The organism is Paenibacillus sp. FSL R7-0026 (assembly GCF_038004485.1).
GTDB classification, from domain to species: Bacteria; Bacillota; Bacilli; order Paenibacillales; family Paenibacillaceae; genus Paenibacillus; species Paenibacillus xylanexedens_A.
The window spans coordinates 6,383,263-6,401,546 of record NZ_JBBORG010000001.1 but is presented as its reverse complement, the minus strand read 5'-3'; the positions used below and the strand labels follow the sequence as shown (position 1 = coordinate 6,401,546).

The window sequence follows — 18,284 nt, the reverse complement described above, 5'->3', positions numbered from 1 at the left end:
CTGGTTGGAATTTAATTTTTTTGAACATGGATGAGTAGTCTACATATAAGAAAAGGCAGGTGTCAGAGCGATGAAGAGAGATCACATTATTGAATATTATTCTGGGTTTGATGAGTGGGGCAGACTGGAGCGGGAACCAATTGAATTCATCATTAACATGCATTACATTAGGGAACATCTCCCCGCTACTGGTTGTATTCTGGATAATGGCGCAGGACCAGGAAAGTATGCCATGGAGCTTGCGAAGCTGGGGTACCAAGTCACTTTATCGGATCTGACACCTTCCTCTGTGGATACTGCACGGCAAAAGGCTCAGGAGTTTGGTTTGACACAGCAATTCGATGGATTCCATGTTCTCGATGCCACTTCGCTCTCCGGTATGGCTGACGAGACGTACGATGCGTCCCTCATGCTGGGGCCGTTATATCATCTACAGACAGACGAAGAGCGGATGGCTGCTGTACGGGAGTTGTACCGTGTGACCAAGCGAGAAGGCGTGGTGTTTGTAGCGATGCAAAGCCGAATGCGCATGAGTATCAATTCGCTGCAATCTCCGCAGCACTGGAAACCGAATGATAACATGGCAGCAATCCATTCTTTTGTGGAAAAGGGTATATTCGATCATCAGGATCAAGGACGATTTACGGGAGCATACTATTTTAATATTCAGGACGTTACACCCTTCATGGAGCAACATGGATTTGAAACCGTAGATTTGATTGGTTCATCCAGTCTTAGAGCCATGCTCACGGACGAGCAGCAGCAATACTGGAAAGAGCGTGGTGAGTATGATGAACTCATGCAATTTATGATTGAAGCCGCCAAAGACCCTTCCATATTGGGAATCTCGTCGCATCTGCTGTACATTGGGAGGAAGAAATAATGGATTTACAAGCAATACTCTAAAAAATGTATTTAATTTAGAATGTCAGCCCATGGAGTGCTGTTTCCACATGATATAATATTTCTATCTAATGGTCTGGAGGTGTCACTATGCAATGGAAGGAAGTTCAGGAGCGATTCCCTAATGAGTGGGTCGTTTTTGAGGCAACCAAGGCGCATTCAAGAGAAGGCCAGCGTTACATTGAAGAGATTGCAGTGATTGATTCATTTGATGATTCTACAAAGGCACTAAAACGTTATGGTGAATTGCATCAGGAAGATCCCAGACGGGAATACTGCTTTTTTCACACTTCACGTCCAGAAGTTGTGGCAAGAGAACGATATGTTAGCATGAGAGGTCCTCGATGAAAATTTCAGAGATTTATGGAATTTAATCAAGCCATAATCGATAGAAAATAATTATAAAAGTGCCCTCTGGAAACAGGGGGTACTTGTGTTTTTCATCAAAATAGTTCAATATTAAGATATATAACAAAAGGTGATCTACTTACAATAGGTTAGATGAACAACGGATCGCTTCATACCAGGGAGGAATAGACAATGGAAATCGGAATTAGTACATTTGTGGAGACGAATCCGGATGTAAAAACAGGAGAACTTATCAGTCATGCGCAGCGCATTCGCGATGTTGTTGAAGAGATTGTTTTGGCAGATCAGGTGGGTTTGGATGTATACGGCGTGGGAGAACATCATCGTGCTGACTACGCCGCTTCATCACCAGCTGTCATTCTGGCGGCAGCAGCTTCACAGACCAAGAATATTCGCTTGACGAGTGCGGTAACCGTGCTGTCATCGCATGATCCGGTACGGGTCTATCAAGATTTTGCGACACTGGACGGCATTTCGAACGGGCGTGCAGAGATTATGGCAGGGCGGGGATCATTTATCGAATCGTTCCCACTGTTCGGCTATAATCTGAACGACTATGATGAGTTATTCGACGAAAAACTGGATTTGCTGCTCAAACTGCGTGATTCGGAAAAAGTAACCTGGGAAGGCAAACACCGCCCTTCCTTTAATAATCTGGGCATCTACCCGCGCCCTGTACAGGAAAAACTTCCGGTATGGATTGGCAGTGGCGGTAATCAGGAATCCGTAGTTCGTGCAGGATTGCTCGGTTTGCCATTGGTGCTTGCCATTATCGGTGGTCGTCCGGTACAATTCGCACCACTGGTGGAGCTGTACAAGAAAGCAGCTGCACATGCAGGACATGATGCTTCCAAGCTGACCGTTGCTTCTCACTCTCACGGCTTCATTGCCGATACAACAGACGAAGCTGTGGAGAAATTCTTCCCGCCAGCGCAAGCGGTCATGAACATACTGGGTCGTGAACGTGGCTGGGGACACTACAGCCGTGCTACATTTGATGCGGCGCGTAGCCTGGAAGGTGCATTGTATGTAGGTGATGTGGAGACCGTAGCTCAGAAAATTATTTACCTGCGCAAAGAAGTCGGGATTACCCGCTTCATGTTACACACTCCACTCGGCACCATGCCGCATAACGAGGTTATGAGAGCAATCGAGCTACTTGGTAAAGAAGTCGCTCCAATCGTGCGTAAAGAAATTGCACGTTGGGAAGCTGAGAACGAAGAGGCACGTTAATCGACTGAAACCGTTACGCAATTAGATAAAGTTAACCAAATAAAGGAGCATGCCCTAGGCGTATTACGCCAATGGGTCTGCTCCTTTTTCGTTTATCTTCTATAAGCTTCTAACATATCACCGACTTCATGATTATCCATTCGCAGATGTACTTACAAGGGAGTGTATAACCATGGACAACGTATGGTCATAGAGGGTTTTGGCTGCTTCTTCGCTCTCAATATGGCCCCCCAAATACAGATGAATAACACCGTGTAAGGGAGCCCAGATCATCCGAACCGCAAGCATGGGATCTTGCACCTTGAGCATTCCCTGTTCAATGGCTACCTCCACTAAGGCAGACACTTGCTTAAGTGCAGTCGCTGTTCCCTGTAAGGTCTCTCCATCTGGTTTGAATTCGGAAAAAGATCCTCCAAACATCAGCTGATAGAAGCTGGATTGAGAAATGCCGAAGTCCCAGTAGACGTAGGCCAGATCACGGAAATATTGTTCGAACGATGCCTGCCGGGGTATAGTTTCAAAACGCTGGGCCATGAGGGAGCAGCCCTCTAGATACAGATGTTTGGCCAACCCTTCTTTTTTGCCAAAAAGGTTATATATGATTTTGGTGGAGCACTCCATGCGTTCAGCTACACGCCGCACTGTGACAGCTTCTGGTCCATGCTCTTGCAGTAAAGCAGCAGCAGCATGCACAATATTTTGTCGCAGATTATCCGAGTGCTGGAGTCTGGCTTCCTGAAAGGTTGTTACCGTATGTGCAGATTCCGTGGAACCCGAATTAAGATCCTTCATTAATTTCATCCTCGTAACCGTATTGTTGTTGAACAGAAACTATGTTTCCTTTTATGGTCATTCTACTGTTTTACGCCGGATAACGTCAATTTAATCCGAGTTTAGTAATTGAGCACCCCGTTCTAGATCCAAATTTAACAAATGCATTTGACAGCATCATGCAATTTGGTTACGATGATTCTATACAGAAACAATGTTTCCTGATGAAAACAAGTGTTCAAATTATGCACAGAGGATGGATGAGAGATGATAAAGGAACAGCATCAATGGGTACTTATTACAGGTGCTTCTTCAGGTATTGGGGAAATTTTTGCACTCGAAATGGCTTCCAAGGGTAAAAATATCGTGTTGGTGGCCAGAACAGAGTCCAAACTGAATCAATTGGCAGAACGTATAGAACGTGCATATCAAGTAAGGGCTGAGGTAATCGTATCGGATCTTTCCGAATTAGAGGCACCTCAGAACGTATATGAGGAATGTCAGAATCGGGGAATACACATCGATATGCTGATCAACAATGCGGGATTTGCTACCCATGGATTATTTGAAAAGGTGGATGGTTGCCGGCAGCAGGAGGAAATTATGTTGAACGTGCTCGCCTTGACGAACATGACACATCTTTTCTTGCCAGGCATGTTACAGAAGAAAAATGGTGCTGTCATTAATGTCTCGTCGACGGCTGCCTTTCAACCTGATCCGTATATGGCTGTGTATGGAGCAACGAAGGCATTTGTACTTTCTTTTACAGAGGCATTATACGAAGAAAACAGGAAACGTGGCGTTCAGTTTTTGGCACTGTGCCCAGGCTCAACCGAGACTTCGTTCTTTGATGTAGTGGGTGCTGATGAAGCCTCGGTGGGCAAACGTGATACACCTGAGCATGTCGTGGCCGTAGCCATGAGGGCACTGGAGTCAGGCAAACCTTATGCTGTGCCGGGGGCCAGGAATTATTGGACAGCACAGTTCACCCGCCTCATACCACGCAAATCCATGTTGCGAATCGTAGGAAGTATGCTCCGTCCACGTTCCGAGGGTGTTAAACCAGGAAAAGTACAAGCCTGATTAGGGGTATAGGGTAAAAGCTTTAGGCCAAAATGCCTTTGGCCCGAGCTTCCTTTATCCAACCTGGAAATTCAGTAAGGAGACGATCGTACAATTCTTCATCGCTGATCTTGGAAATGTCGTCGAGAGCAAAAAAGTCAGCATTATCGATGAAACGTCCAGTCATGTCATCGAGTTTCTCAAGAACACCGTAATTGGCTTGGCCTAGGCCAACAAATTGCCAGAACAGGTTTTTGGTTGAGCTTTCGGTAATAAGCCGCATGATTTTCCCTTTTTGACTGACTCCACCATCGCTAAAAAAGATAATATACGTTGGAATCTTCACATCGGGTTCCTCGATCGTATATTTGCGAATGACATCCTGCATCACAGGAGGTTCGTTATTGGTACCGCCTTTGCTTCCCAGCGTATATGTGCGTTCAATATAATTCTCGAAATCCCTGGCGGTGACGCTAGGTGCACGCAAGAAGTCTTTGGCGAAGAACCAGACGTCCAGCTCTCCGTTATCATCAAATGCTGATGCAATCGCCAGGATACGCTCGAAGGCTTCTTGCACGATGCCTTTACGATACAAATGGTACATGGAGCCAGATGCATCAAATACAACGGCAACACGTGCCTGTATAGGTTCGATCTTTTTCTTTTGCAGAGAGAGGGTTACTTTACGCTTGAGGAGATCGATCTTGGTCAGGTTAAGCGGCGCATGATTCGTGTTTAGTGCAGCATCAGGTACCAAGACTTCTGGAGAGGCGGCTGCCACTTCAGCTTGTGCCGTGAGAAGAACTTGTTCGGCTTCCGAGGTGTCGTTACTCTCAATTTCAACACCGAATGACTCTGCCAGCGGCTGCAATCCACCAAAGAAACCTCGTCCAATCGCACGAACTTTGAACCCGTCACGATACTTATAGATTTCAATGAGAATAAGAGCTGTTTCCGCAGTGACCTGGGTGATCTCATAGGTGATCTGCTGGGAACCAGCTTGTACAATCGCCTGACATGCCTGAACATCGGCGAAAGTCCCTCCGGCATCCAGAGTAGCCGTAAACACACATTTTTCCACAGGAGCCTGCCGTAATTGATTCGTATCCAGTACAAAAGAGGATTTTAGTTCCTCTGCCTGTTGCAGAAGTACACTTTGATGGGGATCGGCCTTCTGATTATAAAATACAAAATAGTCGTCAGATGGGACCTTTCCCTCTTCGTTCACCATAAAGCAGCTAACATCCAAGGGAGAAGGAGATGATGTACTCTGAATGGTTACCTGAAGTTGGGTGGATTCGTTGATACTGATATTCTGGCCTGTGTTTAAGTGGAAGAACGAATCTGTCATAATCGGATGCGCCTCTCTTCTCCAATATAATGGTTGAAAATGTACAGTAACAAGATCGATTCTGAGACAAATGTTTCCATAAGTCAATCTTTTCACCGTTGATCCTACGCCTCATCAGACTCGTACTTTTCCCGATGCTCCTTCTTCATTTTCACATAGTCTGGATCCGTCTTCGCAATCTCCCATTGCGCTTTGAATATGGCTGCCGCTTCTGCCTTCACCTTGTCATTCTGATAGGGCAAGATTGAGCCATCCTCCTTCGAATATTTGCGTCCTCCTTTGTGATTTGTATACCGTCTGGCCCGTGTATAACCCATCTGGAGAAATTTGCGAGCCATATCCATACCGACGAAATCTCCCTTTTTCTTATACTCCAAAAATAGCTCATAGATTTTCTCCGATGACTCTGTCGCAATCTCGGGTGTTTTGAAGCGCCAGTGTGGTAGAATCTCGCCTTTGTAGGGCTCAACCATGAGAACACCCTGCTCACCCCGGCCTACGGTGTACAGCTCAGGATGTTTGCGCAGATCCAACTCATCATAATTGAGACTGTAATCAAATTTTTTCATGTATACACCCTCCTTGATAGGGATTACCCCGATTCTGAACCAACAAGCACGGTTAATGGGGAACAACAGAACGAATTACACAGGAGGGGTAGCGGTATGGGAATGTCCGGCAGATATCTTGTGGTAACTGAGGAGCTAGTTGAATCCATCAAGTCAGGTGAGGTTAGTGTGCATGATTGTGCAGTGGATCTGGATATCGATAAAACATGGCAAATGCTGCAGTTCACACTGAACGGTAACCTGGTACAGGGGGAACCACCTCTCGGTTATGTGGTGCCTCTCGCAGGTGAGCAATACGTGGGAAACTATTCGGACATGGATCTATTTTGGCTTAGTAACGAGCAGGTGCTGGAAGCCTACATGGCATTGGAGCAGCTCACACCGGAGGAATTGAAGCAACGGTATAGTCTGGACCAAATGATCGCTGAAGGCGTCTATCCTGTCATGGAAGATTGGGATGCGGAAGAGACATTTCAGGAGATCGTTCAGACTGTGGATGATGTCCAGGCCTTGTTTCAGGCCACGGCTGCAAGTGGGAACGGGATCATCTTTTATGTTTTCTAAATGAGCACTAAAATTATGATGGGAATTCTATGGCCGATACTGAGGCAGGTTTGAACTGTGCCTATTCGGGTTATTGATAGACACAAGGCTCAGGCCTTGATGACATGACAATCCGGTAGAAGAGAGGGAATGCGATATGACACAGGATCAGAACGAAGAGAACAAAGCGATTCAAGAGGACGAGCCGGATCAATTCGAGACTCCCGCAACTGCGGAAGATGAAGAAACGGATGAGAAACTCGCAGAAGATCAGGAGCAAGAATAACTCCCAGCATTGCACAATGAAGCAGGATGTTTTATCGAAACATACGATATGCTGAAATATAGATAGACCAGAGGTCGGACATGCTCCGGCCTTTTGGTTTATTTTTTTGCGTATCCGTTTACAAGAATTACCTATACCTTCATAATGGAAATGAACCATATTTTTCTAAGGAGGAGTTCATATTACGAATCGGAAGTTAGTCCAATGGATGGCAGTGCCACTAGTACTTTTAATGGTTGTTCTTACAGGATGTCAGGCTGTGGGTGGAGTAGACGTTGGCAAAGCAATGGCCAATGGCGCGAGTATCAAGTCCGGTGAATCCAGACAATCCATGAATATAAACATAGAACCGGCTAAGGAATTTGCTACAGAGAAAGACCTTGAAATGATCGAACTTATTAACTCCATATCCCTGGATATTGATCAAGCCAAAATGAAAGATGCGAAGACAGCATCGATCAAAGGTACACTGAGCATGGAGGGAACGAAGTTACCTTTCCACGTGTCCATGAATGAGTCCCAATTGGTCATTGATCTGGACGGAGCCCAGAAACCGCTGTACATGTCTCTGGATACGTTCCAGGATGCACAGGCGCTTCCGATGGTAGATACGAAGGCTCTGGAGAAACAACTCGAGGAAATTTCCCCGAAATTGTTCTCTTTTGTCCTGAAGCATCTGTCCAATCCGAAGAACATCTCCGTAACACCGGTACAGGAATCCGTGAATGGCGAAGCACTTAGCCTCTCCAAGCTGCATCTGGAAGTTAGTGGTGAAGAGATGCTTGCCATGGTTAAACCGTTCCTGACGAGTATTTCGAAGGATGAGCAAGGACTGAAAGACCTGATTGGAGATCTGTACGATGTGTTCTACCCTGTACTGGAAGCTGTGAATGAGGTAGAAGGTGGGGGAGACGACACGCTGAATTCGATCGTTCCTGAATCGAAAGATGAAGCCGTTGCGTCTCTGTATGCCATCATCAAAGTAGGACTGGACAGTATGCTGGTCAATTATGATCAGGAGCTGAACAACCTGTTGAATGAGACTCCTGAATTCAAAACGGTATTTGGCACAGAAACCAAACTGAAATTGGACTTTTATCTCGACAGCAAGCTGGATATTCGCAAGCAAAACTTTGAACTGAAAGTAGCGCTGCCTGCTTCTGAGGATCTGCCGGTGAACTCTGTAACCGTAAGTGGAGACAGTGAACAGTGGAATATCGGTGGCACAGTTGCAGTTGATGAAGTGGATGTATCGGGCGGCGTTATGGATCTGATGAAGGATGATATTACGCCTGGACAGATGCTGCGCAATTTTGATTCCAATTCACTGGCATACCAATTGCTGAAAGATGAAGCTGGGATCACGAGTAAAAGTGTAGTGCTCTTCCCGGATGATGAATACGCTGGGGCGATCACCGTTAAGAATACAACATTTGTTCCGCTTCGCTACGTGTCTGAGGAATTGGATGCTGAAGTGAAATGGACCAAAGGCTCGAACCAAATCGTTGTCATTGACGACATCACTGGTGATGAGATTGTCCTGACTGTAGGTTCCAAGAAGGCAACTGTTGCTGGTAAAGAAGTAACCATGGTGGAATCCGCCTATGTTGGCAAGGACGGCAAGACGTATGTGCCGCTGCGCTTTATGGCTGAATCCCTTGGAGCTACTGTAGATAAAGAACAAGAAACAGGCTGGATTTACATTGACCGTCCTTAAGTGAGACGTTGTAAGTAAGCCTTAGTATGAGAGGGGATTTCAGAGTATGCCAGATTTCTCGTAATGATCGTGAAAAGAACACCGCAAAAATTCCGTTTGACCATGAACGGGATACGTGTGTCCTTTTGACCCATTACGAGGAGCTTCGGCGTTTCTGAAATGATGAAACGGATCGGGGAGTGCCTCTATTGGAGGTGCTCCTCTTTGTCGTGTCATCCTAAATAAATCCCCAGAGGTGTTGTATATGAAAAGTCAATTATTCATCCATTCAAACTCCGTTACGTTGCGTCCATTTACGCTTGAAGATGAGGCTGCCGTGTATGCATTAACCCAACAACCTGAAATCACGGATGTCCTGCCAGATTGGAAGATGACCGAGAAGCAGTTGCGCGAATTCTTACAATTTGTCGTTGGCAGTTACGAACAGTTCAACCCGGAAGATGTACGCATCCTGCTTGCCGTTGTACACAATGAAGATCAGCGTATCATTGGTCGGTGTGGCGTATTTTCAAATGACCTGCTGGATCGGGCTGACCGTGAAGTGGCCTACGCTATCTCCCGGGATTACCGGAATAAAGGATATATCACAGAGGCGGTGCATGCCCTAACAGCATATTTATTTGAGCATACCTTGCTGGATCGTATCGTGGGCATTGTGAAGCCGTTCAACCAGCCGTCACGCAAAGTTCTGGAGCATGCGGGGTCCCGTTATGTCTCTCGCAGGAAACTTGTGGATCAGGAGAACTACGATTATTTTGAACTGCTCAAAGTAAAGACCGAACCAGTGCAACCGAAGCAGATACATTCTGAAATTCGCTTACGACGAGCACAGCAGGAAGATGCTGTTGTACTTACAGAGATTTGTACTCGTGCTTTTGATCATGTCATAAAAGTCTGGGCGGATAATGAGAAGGATATCGATAGCAATCTATGCCCGCCTGATTATTCGTCAGTTCGCATGCATCGTTACGTGATCCGTGAATGGGATTATTATGTTGTAGAATCCGACGGATGTGTTATTGGCGGAGTGAGTGTTAACGTGCTTGGACGAAAACATGCCAGGATCGATAAGATCTATATTGACCCCGTATGCCAGGGTCGTGGCGTGGGAACTCAAGTCATGAGGCTTATTGAGGCTGAATTTCCGCAGATTGAAATCTGGAAGCTGGAGACCTCAGGTCGGCAGCAGGATAATCATCATTTTTACGAAAAAATGGGATATATTCGTATCTATGCATCTGAGGATGAGTTTGGATATGAGAAGAACAGGTCCGTTGATTCTTTTGATCCAACATGTGATGAGACATTAGCCAAGGACTCGGGTGAGTCGGTGGTTGAATATGTTCAACTTAATCTGGACTCGGTTCGTTACAGTACCAGTAACCTGACCAATAGTCGGATTACCGACTGCAACCTGAGTGGGAGCAAATTTACCAATCTAAATATGACCAATATATTGCTAGCTGATTTACGCCTAACCGACAGCAAGATTGAATTCTGTGCTTTGGATGGCGTTCAATTCCAAGACACACACCTTGGATCTGACCGTGTACCCATGCAGTGGGCGCATTGTGATCTTGGGGGAAGTCGTTTTATCGATTGCGATCTATCTGGAGTACAGTTGGAACAGTGTCAAGTGAACGGGATGAAGATCAACGGAGTAGAAGTAAGGGAATTACTTGCAGCCTATGAGGCTATGAAGTCCTGAGGACGAATAGCAGGGCCAGTACGGAAGCATACTAATCCGGTTGAGATGATGGCTGTAACTGTTCCCCGTTAGATTAGAGCAAATGAAGAAATGGGTATTTACGCATGGAGGATGTCAAAACACCAAAGAGAGGTCTATGGATTATGACTGAACGATTTGCGGGTAAAGTGGTCCTGATTACAGGCGGTGGCTCCGGTCTCGGCCGGTCGGCAGCTGTGGAAGTTGCAAGTGAAGGGGCGAAACTTGCCTTGGTGGATGTGAACATGAAGGCGCTGGAAGAGACCAAACGTGTAATCTCCGATGAGGTGAAGAATGCCGAGTTTCTGCTAATTGAAGGTGACGTAGCGGACGAAGAAGCTGTGAGGAAGTATGTTAGTGATACGGTCAATGAGTTTGGACGTATCGATGCATTTTTCAACAATGCAGGCATTGAAGGCAAGCAAAACCTGATCGAGAACTACGAGACGGAAATGTTCAATAAAGTCATCGACATCAACCTGAAGGGTGTATTCTATGGGTTGAAACACGTCCTGCCTGTGATGAAAAAACAGGGCGAAGGCTATATCGTGAATACGTCCTCTGTCGGTGGCATTCGCGCAGTGCCAAACCAGATTGCCTACGGAGCGAGTAAACATGCCGTTGCTGGCATGACTAAGGATGCGGCGATTGAATACGCCGAGCACGGAATCAGTATTAATGCCGTGGCACCCGGAGCCATTCTGACAGATATGGTCATCGGTTCGTTCAAACAGATCAATCCGAATGACTGGGAGTCAGCATCCAAAGAGTTCGTGAAGGACAACCCGGCGAAGCGCTTGGGTGAACCGAAGGAAGTAGGGCGTCTCGTTGCCTTCCTGCTGTCTGGCGAAGCACCGTTTATCAATGGAGCCATTATTCCGATTGATGGTGCGCAGTCAGCCAAATATTGATCCCATAATCATCAAAAAGCATACCAATGCGACATAGATATATACTGAAGAACGCCCGTTTCCGCACATTGGCGGAAACGGGCGTTCTTTTTTTGGTGTGATATTTGAGATAACATATCATCCGCAGGTTAAGTGTGCTGTAGAATCTGCGGCTTTTTGCTAAACCCTGTACTCCCGGCTATAAAGCCCATCTGGCGATAGAATTCATGTGCAGCTTCACGTTCTGGGCGATTGCCACTGTTCAGAGACAAGGAATCCACGTTATGCGTGGCTGCCCATTGCTCAGCTTCAAGAATAAGCTGACGGCCGATGCCTGAGCCCCTGAACTGGTCGTGTACAACCAATGCCAAGATGCGGCAGTGTCTTCCGTTCTTTTCATATAGATAAGACGTCTGTAATCCGATCAGTCCAACTACGCGTCCGCGTGCTTCAGCAACCAGTGTAGTAAAGTTTGCATCCGCAGAGATATGGGTATAGCGCTCTTCCATCTCGGCGTACGTGGTGGGATAACCAAGTTGGTCCATCAGAATGACCATATCTTGCAGGTCTGTAGGGGAGCTATGTCTAATCGTCACATCCAGACTCATAATGTTGTATCCTCCTTGGGTCTTTCCTTCAATGAAAGTTCAATAATGGTATCCAGCAGCTCTGCAAAAGAAATGCCTGCAGCGGCTGCACTTTTGGGCAGCAGACTGTTACGGGTAAGACCCGGCAGCGTGTTCACTTCAAGCACATACGGCATGCCTTCCCGAATCATCATATCCACGCGAGCGTAGACGCTGCATTTGAGCACCTGATAGCAGGCCAACGCGGCGGCTTCAACGCGATTGTGAAGTTCCAAAGGCAATTGCACAACCTGCTCATCGGCCCCGTGGTCATCGTATTTGGAAGTATAATCGAAAAACTCCGCGTTCGAACGAATGGAGATCACCGGCAGCATCTTACCATCCAGAATGGCACAGGTAATCTCTTCACCTTCGATATACTGTTCAATCATGACCGTAGCATCCCAAGCGAGGGCAGCCTCTACAGCAGCGGGCAGGGCGGAAGCTTCCTTCAACACTTGGGTACCGATGCTGGAACCGCCTGAATTGGGTTTGACCACCACGGGGTACGTTAATTGTTGAACAGCAATAGAGGACAGTTCCTCGATATGACTCACTCGCAGCCATTCTCCGGTAAGTACACCTGCATGCTGCATGAGTTGTTTGGACATGTCTTTATCCATACATACACTACTTGCCAGCACACCACAGCCTGTGTAGGGAATACCCAGAGATTCTAATGTGCCTTGGACCGTACCGTCTTCGCCGTATTTGCCATGCAGGGCAAGCAGTGCCACATCGATCCCCGCTGACTTGTCGATTAGATCGCGCTTGGTATTCAGCTCAATGGGTACAACCTCGTATTTGTCTTTATTTAGGTTTGCAATCATCTCCTGTCCGGTGAGCAGTGAAATATCCCGCTCTGAAGATGTACCGCCCATAATCACGCCAACTTTCATGTGAAATCCTCCTTATCTCATTTGAGCTGCTGTCTCGCCAATGATGCGAATGCCTTTACGTATATTCTCATCGCTGACTCTGGAGAAACCCAGACGCATTGTGTTTACACCCTGACCGGGTTCCAGATAAAAAGTATCCCCTGGTGTGAACGTTACACCTTTTACTTTACAGGCCGCCAGCAGTTCACGGGTTCTGTATTCGGACGGGAACTGCACGAACAGATGCAGACCACCCGCACCGGAAATCCGGCACATTGGCAGATGCTGCTTCAGGCAACGCACAACCAATTCGTATTTTCGCTTATACTCCGTGCGGGCTCGCTTCAAATATTTCTCGAAATTACCGTTGCTCAGATATTGATACAATAACGATTGATCCAGCGTCGAGGTATGGATGCTGCGTGCCCGCTTCATACTCTCCAGATAATCAATCAGCGCCGCATCCGCAATAATCCAACCTACCCGCAGACCTGGGAACAGGACTTTGGAGAAGCTGCCCAGATACACCAGTCCATTGCCTTTGCCCATGCTGGCGATCAGGGGAGATACGTGGGAACCGGAATAGCGCAATTCTTCATTGAATCCGTCCTCAATGATGGGTACCTCATACTTGTTCATCAACCGGATGATCTCTACCCGTTTTGCAGGGGACGTCACAATCCCGGTTGGATTGTGATAGGAGGGCACGAGATATGCCAGATCATATGGACTTGCCTCAAGTTCATGTTCCAGTTGCTTCAAGTCCAAGCCATCTGGCTCCATGTTCACACCGGTCAGGTGGAACTGGTGCAACTTTAGGTTTTTGATCGCCGTGTGGTGCGTTGGATTCTCACAGAGCGCTTTTCCGCTTTTTTTGCGCAACGCTCCAAGCACCAGATCGAAACCTTCCGTGAATCCGTTGGTGATCAGGATGTCTTTGCCACGGAGGTCGACACCTTTGTTCTCCATATAACGTAGTAAATAGTTCATCAGCGGTCTGTATCCTTGCGCATATCCGTAATTCAGCAGTACTTCGCCTTCAAGTGACATGCGATCCAGAAAAGCCCGTTTCACGTTGTGCAGATCAAACAGCTTTTCATCCGGTGCTATGCTGGTAAACGATATTTCGCCGCGCTCTGCTCCGGAGCCATGCTTCATCAGATCGTACTGCTCTGCCTGAATGGCATACTCGCTTACCTCTGTTGTCCAGTCCAGTTTCCAGCTTGCTGCTGCCTCAGGTGTTTCGATGGAGGCACTGACGTAATTGCCCTTGCCTTTGACTGCATAGATCAGTCCCTCATCTTCAAGCTCGGCATAAGCGAGCAGGACCGTACTGCGACTAACCTTCATAAGTGTGCTGAGTTCACGGGTCGAGGGCAGTTTTTGTTTGGCTTGCAGGCCGCCTTTGAGCATCAATCGCTTCATATAATCTTTGACTTGTATATATACAGGGCGGTCCTCCGTCAGTTGCAGATCGGAATACATCCCATCACTCCCTCTACTGGTATCTTGCCATATTATAAACCCCGCAGAAAGAACCACGATACCTCTGTTTACCTGAGCGTGTGGTTGGTTGTTCGCACAAACGCAAAAAAGCCCTGGCAGTATGCCGGGGCCTGGTGGTGAAACTTGATCCATTTTCTATAGTACTGCTGCTATAATTTCTACAGTTGTATTGCATGACTAGTCTCTCTAGGATCGATAGCTATCTGACCTTCTACGTGTGTCTATTAACTTCAGTACGACTATAATTGCAGGCTTTCTAGGTGATACTTAAAATCTACAGTGAATCATGAATCTAGGTCTTTCTAGGTTTGCTTGCTGCAAGGGTCGATTAGATGATGAATCCACAATCTATAAGCTAGGGTTCTTGCTAACTGTACTCTTGTCGTGATCACGTAACAGAATTCAGCATGAAAAAGAGTTTCAATCATAGGGTACAATAGACGGAGGTAGATATAAAGACGTATGTCTCAGTGCCCAATTTCTTCCTCATACCCCTATAGTACCACTTTGAATCAGGGAAGTTAACCTTTTTTTTGAAATATTTGTCGTAATAGCGAAAATTGCGTGAATTGTACTTCATATAGATTGAAATGGTGTCCCTTTATAATATGTGATAGGATGTAAACCTATAGATAATGAGGAAGTGAGCCTATTGATTAATATTACCGTGCCAACACCGGATGTAACCATCACAAAGCAGGTTGATCCACAGCTTAGCCACATTTATGGATTTACTGATTTTCACCTGATTACCCGGGAACTAGGCGGGATTTTCATGTTTTACAATGCCGCTGGAGAATTGTTATTTGTCGGGAAAGCACGAAAATTAAGACCACGTATCAAAAAGCATTTTGAAGACACTGTATCACCAATCAAGAATCACCGCGAGGAAGTAACGAAGATTGAAGTATGCGTGATTGAAGATCCAGTAGATCGTGAAATTTACGAGACCTATATCATCAACACGATGCGTGCGAAATACAATGTAGATAAAGTCTTGTACAAATAAGACGTTTAAAAAGCACATGAACATGCAATGTGTGGGACATATGTCCTAAGTGTTGCGCCAGTGGGTAAGGATGCAATCGAAGGATTACATCCGATTCCTTCTGGTGCCATCCCGATATTTTCGAGGGAGTAGCTTGTAGAATTGAAACGTAGTACGCCCAAGCTTAGTATCACAGATATACCAAATACATATGAAGAGGTGATTGTGTTGATCGGTCGTAGCGGTAACCCTACACTTAAAGACAGCACGTTTGAAAACAGAGGATATGGAGAAGATCGGTATCAGAATTACATGACGATCAACGGCACGGTGAACAAAGCGTTTATTACGCTTGTGATTCTACTGGGCAGTGCATTTGCAACATGGATGATGTTCTTTAACGGACAACAAGTGATGCCGCTTGCTTATGGCGGATTAATCGTTGGTTTCATTCTGGCACTTGTCATTTCGTTCAAACCTGTAGCTGCACCTTATCTGGTACCCGTCTATGCCGTGGCAGAAGGGCTATTCCTGGGCGCACTCTCAGCAACCTATGAGTCACTGTATAACGGAATTACCTTGCAGGCGGCCCTGTTGACCATGGCTGTATTCATCGCCCTGCTGATGGCATACAAAACCAGATTGATCAAAGCTACGGAGAACTTCAAGCTAGGAGTCGTGGCTGCAACCGGCGGTATCATGATCATGTATCTGTTGAGCTTTGTACTGGGTTTCTTCGGCATTTCGATTCCTTATCTGCATGATAACAGCTTGATCGGCATCGGTATTTCGGTCGTTATCGTCATTGTGGCTGCCCTCAATCTCGTCCTTGATTTCGACTTCATCGAGGGTGGTGCTGAACGTGGTGCGCCCAAGTATATGGAGTGGTACGGTGCATTTGGATTGATGGTGACGCTGGTATGGCTGTACATTGAGATCATCCGTCTGCTTGGCAAATTGCGGAGCCGGGACTAGTCCTATTCAATACGTTAGAGACGTAAACGGATTGTAAATTTAAAGCTAAAAAGCTAACGCGTGATACTCACGTCGTTAGCTTTTTTTGATTAACATTAGCCAGGGTTTTCTTGATGGAGGTCTGTTACAAAACTCAACTGATTCCAATTCGTTTAGGCCCAGCACCCTCTATACTAACTCTGTATACAGATCCTCCAAGGTTACAATTTCCGGCTTGCTCGGCAGCTCTCCCCCAGCTGAACATGCTGCCAGCATATGTCCATCATCCAGTCGCTGACTGATAAAGAGATATGTCCCGGCCTGCTCGCAATGCCAATCTTCCCGCTCATTGGGAAGGATGGCGAAGGAGTCCAGTGGCATGGACAACCCCATACCCACTGCCTTGATATAACTTTCCTTCAGCGTCCATAGACGGTAGAAGGTTTCCAGCCGACGATCGTCAGGCTTGGCAGCCAAGAACTGGCTCTCCTTAGGAGAGAAGAAACGCTCAGCAATCTGCATGTCAATTGGAGCTATTTTTTCCACATCCACGCCCAGTTCATCTGTACTGCCAGAGATCAGCGCAATCCAATCGCCAGAATGGGAGACGTTGAATTGTACATCCGAATGGTGACTGAGCGAAGGTTTGCCGTAGGAATTACGGGTAAAGGAAAGCTCAGCAGGTCTCAGTCGAGTTAACTTGCTCAAAGTCACACGAGTCAATATCTCTCCCAGCACGGAGCGATACGCGTCAGCCTGACGCACAAAACGCGAAGCCTGAGCACGTCGCTCGGCAGAAACTTGCGACAAAAAGTGGTTCCAGTACGCCTCGGGCAATACTTCTGGAACTTGGAGTACACGAATAGTTATCATCATTTATCACCTGAGTACGTATTCGGCGTGGACTAATAACTTTCCTTTATATGGAACGTCCCCTCAACTCATCCTCCCAAATCATCACTATACAGATACCCCTAACAAGCAAGCCGATTGTCTCGCTTTTCATGTTAAGGCCTCAGGTTATGCATCTTTATCTTCATGCTTCTTGGGCTTGTTTCCATTCCGTATGTGCAGCCTGCACTCGATCCCACATATCTTGGCATTCCAGTTCGCTGTAATTCACCAAGGGTTCATGGAATAGTTCAGTTAACACGTTACGCCACTCGGTATAATTCTGGATCTCCGTTTTCCGGATTCCTTCGATATCATGTGTTCGAAGCATACATCCACGTAGTTCATGACTGCGGTTCTCATCCCGCTGACGAAGCAAAAATACGTTATGCCAAGGTGATTCGGCCGCCTGGCTGTAGAATTCATGTTTGGAAATAAACTCCCCCAGATCGTGGACTACCTCGGGAGCATAGTCGACTCCTTCACTTGGCCCGTTCGGCTCGTACTCAAGCCGCCATCCCCCAGCAGCAACAGATGATGGCATCAATTGGTACATGAACGGAGCTGAACCATAAATTCCATAACGAAGGGGTAGAGGTTCAAAGGGCATTCCGCCGAGACCTACATCTACAATCCAGCGCTCAACTGTCGGGTCAGCATCCGCCAGAAGCACAGATAGACCGAGATGGAATGAGTTCACACGGGGTTGTTCCCCATGAGGCTGTACTCCGCCGCGATGCCAATCAACCGTATAACCTAGCGAGCGGAGAAGAACACTAAATGCACCATTTAGATGAAAGCAGTAGCCGCTGCGTCCCTGTAATATAAGCTGAATTGAATCTTGAAGACCGATTTCCGCAGGACGACCTGCAAAAATATCGACCGTTTGCCAGGATAAATATTGCACATGTGCTCGCTGGAGTTCAAATAAGAATTCCAGTGTAGGTTTCTTTATATGATCTATGCCGATCCGTTTCAGATAGGCCTGTATTTCAGCTGTATTCAATAGTTCAATCATTCA

Annotated in this window: 19 protein-coding genes; 11 read left to right on the top strand and 8 right to left on the bottom strand. The window is 46.6% G+C overall.

The features are described from left to right. Positions 1-70: 70 nt before the first annotated feature. The 3 genes from MKY44_RS28060 (at position 71) to MKY44_RS28050 (ending at position 2,505) form a co-directional block, all read left to right on the top strand. A complete protein-coding gene (locus MKY44_RS28060; RefSeq protein WP_341009574.1) occupies positions 71-883 on the top strand; it encodes a class I SAM-dependent methyltransferase in 813 nt (270 codons plus the stop codon). Positions 884-993: 110 nt separating this feature from the next. Beyond that, positions 994-1,251 carry a hypothetical protein gene (locus MKY44_RS28055; protein WP_341009573.1) on the top strand — a complete coding sequence of 86 codons (258 nt, stop codon included), beginning with the start codon at positions 994-996 and terminating at the stop codon, positions 1,249-1,251. Positions 1,252-1,443: 192 nt separating this feature from the next. Next, the gene (locus tag MKY44_RS28050; RefSeq protein WP_074092773.1) at positions 1,444-2,505 is read left to right on the top strand and encodes an LLM class flavin-dependent oxidoreductase; all 1,062 of its coding nucleotides are present in this window, start codon (positions 1,444-1,446) and stop codon (positions 2,503-2,505) included. Between the two features lie 132 nt (positions 2,506-2,637). Here the strand turns inward: MKY44_RS28050 and MKY44_RS28045 are convergent, their stop codons facing one another. Then, a complete protein-coding gene (locus tag MKY44_RS28045; protein WP_341009571.1) occupies positions 2,638-3,297 on the bottom strand; it encodes a TetR/AcrR family transcriptional regulator in 660 nt (219 codons plus the stop codon). 246 nt (positions 3,298-3,543) lie between these two features. Here MKY44_RS28045 and MKY44_RS28040 point away from each other — a divergent pair, with 246 nt between their 5' ends. Continuing rightward, positions 3,544-4,359 (top strand): SDR family NAD(P)-dependent oxidoreductase, encoded by an 816-nt coding sequence (locus tag MKY44_RS28040; protein ID WP_341009570.1) that lies wholly within the window; start codon positions 3,544-3,546, stop codon positions 4,357-4,359. 22 nt (positions 4,360-4,381) lie between these two features. Here MKY44_RS28040 and MKY44_RS28035 read toward each other — a convergent pair whose 3' ends face one another. Then, positions 4,382-5,689: a VWA domain-containing protein gene (locus MKY44_RS28035; RefSeq protein ID WP_341009569.1), complete on the bottom strand. Its 1,308-nt coding sequence runs from the start codon at positions 5,687-5,689 to the stop codon at positions 4,382-4,384. A gap of 104 nt (positions 5,690-5,793) precedes the next feature. Continuing rightward, positions 5,794-6,258 carry a DUF4385 domain-containing protein gene (locus tag MKY44_RS28030; protein ID WP_047840920.1) on the bottom strand — a complete coding sequence of 155 codons (465 nt, stop codon included), beginning with the start codon at positions 6,256-6,258 and terminating at the stop codon, positions 5,794-5,796. 96 nt (positions 6,259-6,354) lie between these two features. Between MKY44_RS28030 and MKY44_RS28025 the strand changes: the two genes are divergently transcribed. From MKY44_RS28025 to MKY44_RS28005, 5 genes are all read left to right on the top strand, one after another. Further along, positions 6,355-6,822 carry a DUF1877 family protein gene (locus tag MKY44_RS28025; RefSeq protein WP_341009568.1) on the top strand — a complete coding sequence of 156 codons (468 nt, stop codon included), beginning with the start codon at positions 6,355-6,357 and terminating at the stop codon, positions 6,820-6,822. Positions 6,823-6,958: 136 nt separating this feature from the next. Further along, a complete protein-coding gene (locus MKY44_RS28020; protein WP_017691584.1) occupies positions 6,959-7,087 on the top strand; it encodes a hypothetical protein in 129 nt (42 codons plus the stop codon). 208 nt (positions 7,088-7,295) lie between these two features. Then, positions 7,296-8,804, top strand: a complete 1,509-nt coding sequence (locus MKY44_RS28015; protein WP_076251974.1) for a copper amine oxidase N-terminal domain-containing protein — start codon at positions 7,296-7,298, stop codon at positions 8,802-8,804. 244 nt (positions 8,805-9,048) lie between these two features. Beyond that, complete coding sequence (locus tag MKY44_RS28010) at positions 9,049-10,512, top strand: GNAT family N-acetyltransferase (protein WP_341009567.1); 1,464 nt, start codon at positions 9,049-9,051, stop codon at positions 10,510-10,512. 143 nt (positions 10,513-10,655) lie between these two features. Beyond that, on the top strand, positions 10,656-11,441 hold the full coding sequence (locus MKY44_RS28005; protein ID WP_341009566.1) for a glucose 1-dehydrogenase: 786 nt from the start codon (positions 10,656-10,658) through the stop codon (positions 11,439-11,441). A 128-nt stretch (positions 11,442-11,569) separates the two neighbouring features. Here MKY44_RS28005 and MKY44_RS28000 read toward each other — a convergent pair whose 3' ends face one another. Genes MKY44_RS28000 through pdxR form a run of 3 tightly spaced genes read right to left on the bottom strand, consistent with a single transcriptional unit; the run spans position 11,570 to position 14,409 of the window. Next, entirely contained in the window at positions 11,570-12,028 is a 459-nt protein-coding gene (locus tag MKY44_RS28000) for a GNAT family N-acetyltransferase (RefSeq protein WP_341009565.1), read from the bottom strand. Beyond that, the gene (locus MKY44_RS27995; RefSeq protein ID WP_341009564.1) at positions 12,025-12,945 is read right to left on the bottom strand and encodes a D-alanine--D-alanine ligase; all 921 of its coding nucleotides are present in this window, start codon (positions 12,943-12,945) and stop codon (positions 12,025-12,027) included. Before MKY44_RS27995 ends, MKY44_RS28000 begins: the two co-directional genes overlap by 4 nt. 12 nt (positions 12,946-12,957) lie before the next feature. Continuing rightward, the gene (pdxR, locus tag MKY44_RS27990) at positions 12,958-14,409 is read right to left on the bottom strand and encodes a MocR-like pyridoxine biosynthesis transcription factor PdxR (protein WP_341009563.1); all 1,452 of its coding nucleotides are present in this window, start codon (positions 14,407-14,409) and stop codon (positions 12,958-12,960) included. Positions 14,410-15,082: 673 nt separating this feature from the next. Here pdxR and MKY44_RS27985 point away from each other — a divergent pair. Together MKY44_RS27985 and MKY44_RS27980 are read left to right on the top strand one after the other, a co-directional pair. Further along, positions 15,083-15,439 carry a nucleotide excision repair endonuclease gene (locus MKY44_RS27985; RefSeq protein ID WP_278297627.1) on the top strand — a complete coding sequence of 119 codons (357 nt, stop codon included), beginning with the start codon at positions 15,083-15,085 and terminating at the stop codon, positions 15,437-15,439. Positions 15,440-15,646: 207 nt separating this feature from the next. Then, on the top strand, positions 15,647-16,393 hold the full coding sequence (locus MKY44_RS27980; protein WP_310339472.1) for a Bax inhibitor-1/YccA family protein: 747 nt from the start codon (positions 15,647-15,649) through the stop codon (positions 16,391-16,393). 168 nt (positions 16,394-16,561) lie between these two features. On the opposite strand, the gene MKY44_RS27975 is transcribed toward MKY44_RS27980, so the two are convergent. Together MKY44_RS27975 and MKY44_RS27970 are read right to left on the bottom strand one after the other, a co-directional pair. Next, positions 16,562-17,248, bottom strand: a complete 687-nt coding sequence (locus MKY44_RS27975) for a 4'-phosphopantetheinyl transferase family protein (RefSeq protein ID WP_341009561.1) — start codon at positions 17,246-17,248, stop codon at positions 16,562-16,564. A 160-nt stretch (positions 17,249-17,408) separates the two neighbouring features. Then, entirely contained in the window at positions 17,409-18,281 is an 873-nt protein-coding gene (locus MKY44_RS27970) for an arylamine N-acetyltransferase family protein (RefSeq protein ID WP_341009559.1), read from the bottom strand. Between the last annotated feature and the right edge of the window lie 3 nt (positions 18,282-18,284).

What these genes read in the sequence shown, in the direction of transcription:
- pdxR (WP_341009563.1), bottom strand. Translation starts at nt 14,409, where the DNA reads ATGTATTCCGATCTGCAACTGACGGAGGACCGCCCTGTATATATACAA.
- MKY44_RS28030 (WP_047840920.1), bottom strand. Translation starts at nt 6,258, where the DNA reads ATGAAAAAATTTGATTACAGTCTCAATTATGATGAGTTGGATCTGCGC.
- MKY44_RS27975 (WP_341009561.1), bottom strand. Translation starts at nt 17,248, where the DNA reads ATGATGATAACTATTCGTGTACTCCAAGTTCCAGAAGTATTGCCCGAG.
- MKY44_RS28020 (WP_017691584.1), top strand. Translation starts at nt 6,959, where the DNA reads ATGACACAGGATCAGAACGAAGAGAACAAAGCGATTCAAGAGGACGAG.
- MKY44_RS28060 (WP_341009574.1), top strand. Translation starts at nt 71, where the DNA reads ATGAAGAGAGATCACATTATTGAATATTATTCTGGGTTTGATGAGTGG.
- MKY44_RS28040 (WP_341009570.1), top strand. Translation starts at nt 3,544, where the DNA reads ATGATAAAGGAACAGCATCAATGGGTACTTATTACAGGTGCTTCTTCA.
- MKY44_RS28055 (WP_341009573.1), top strand. Translation starts at nt 994, where the DNA reads ATGCAATGGAAGGAAGTTCAGGAGCGATTCCCTAATGAGTGGGTCGTT.
- MKY44_RS28025 (WP_341009568.1), top strand. Translation starts at nt 6,355, where the DNA reads ATGGGAATGTCCGGCAGATATCTTGTGGTAACTGAGGAGCTAGTTGAA.
- MKY44_RS27995 (WP_341009564.1), bottom strand. Translation starts at nt 12,945, where the DNA reads ATGAAAGTTGGCGTGATTATGGGCGGTACATCTTCAGAGCGGGATATT.
- MKY44_RS28015 (WP_076251974.1), top strand. Translation starts at nt 7,296, where the DNA reads ATGGCAGTGCCACTAGTACTTTTAATGGTTGTTCTTACAGGATGTCAG.
- MKY44_RS28005 (WP_341009566.1), top strand. Translation starts at nt 10,656, where the DNA reads ATGACTGAACGATTTGCGGGTAAAGTGGTCCTGATTACAGGCGGTGGC.
- MKY44_RS28035 (WP_341009569.1), bottom strand. Translation starts at nt 5,689, where the DNA reads ATGACAGATTCGTTCTTCCACTTAAACACAGGCCAGAATATCAGTATC.
- MKY44_RS28045 (WP_341009571.1), bottom strand. Translation starts at nt 3,297, where the DNA reads ATGAAGGATCTTAATTCGGGTTCCACGGAATCTGCACATACGGTAACA.
- MKY44_RS27970 (WP_341009559.1), bottom strand. Translation starts at nt 18,281, where the DNA reads ATGATTGAACTATTGAATACAGCTGAAATACAGGCCTATCTGAAACGG.
- MKY44_RS28000 (WP_341009565.1), bottom strand. Translation starts at nt 12,028, where the DNA reads ATGAGTCTGGATGTGACGATTAGACATAGCTCCCCTACAGACCTGCAA.
- MKY44_RS28050 (WP_074092773.1), top strand. Translation starts at nt 1,444, where the DNA reads ATGGAAATCGGAATTAGTACATTTGTGGAGACGAATCCGGATGTAAAA.
- MKY44_RS28010 (WP_341009567.1), top strand. Translation starts at nt 9,049, where the DNA reads ATGAAAAGTCAATTATTCATCCATTCAAACTCCGTTACGTTGCGTCCA.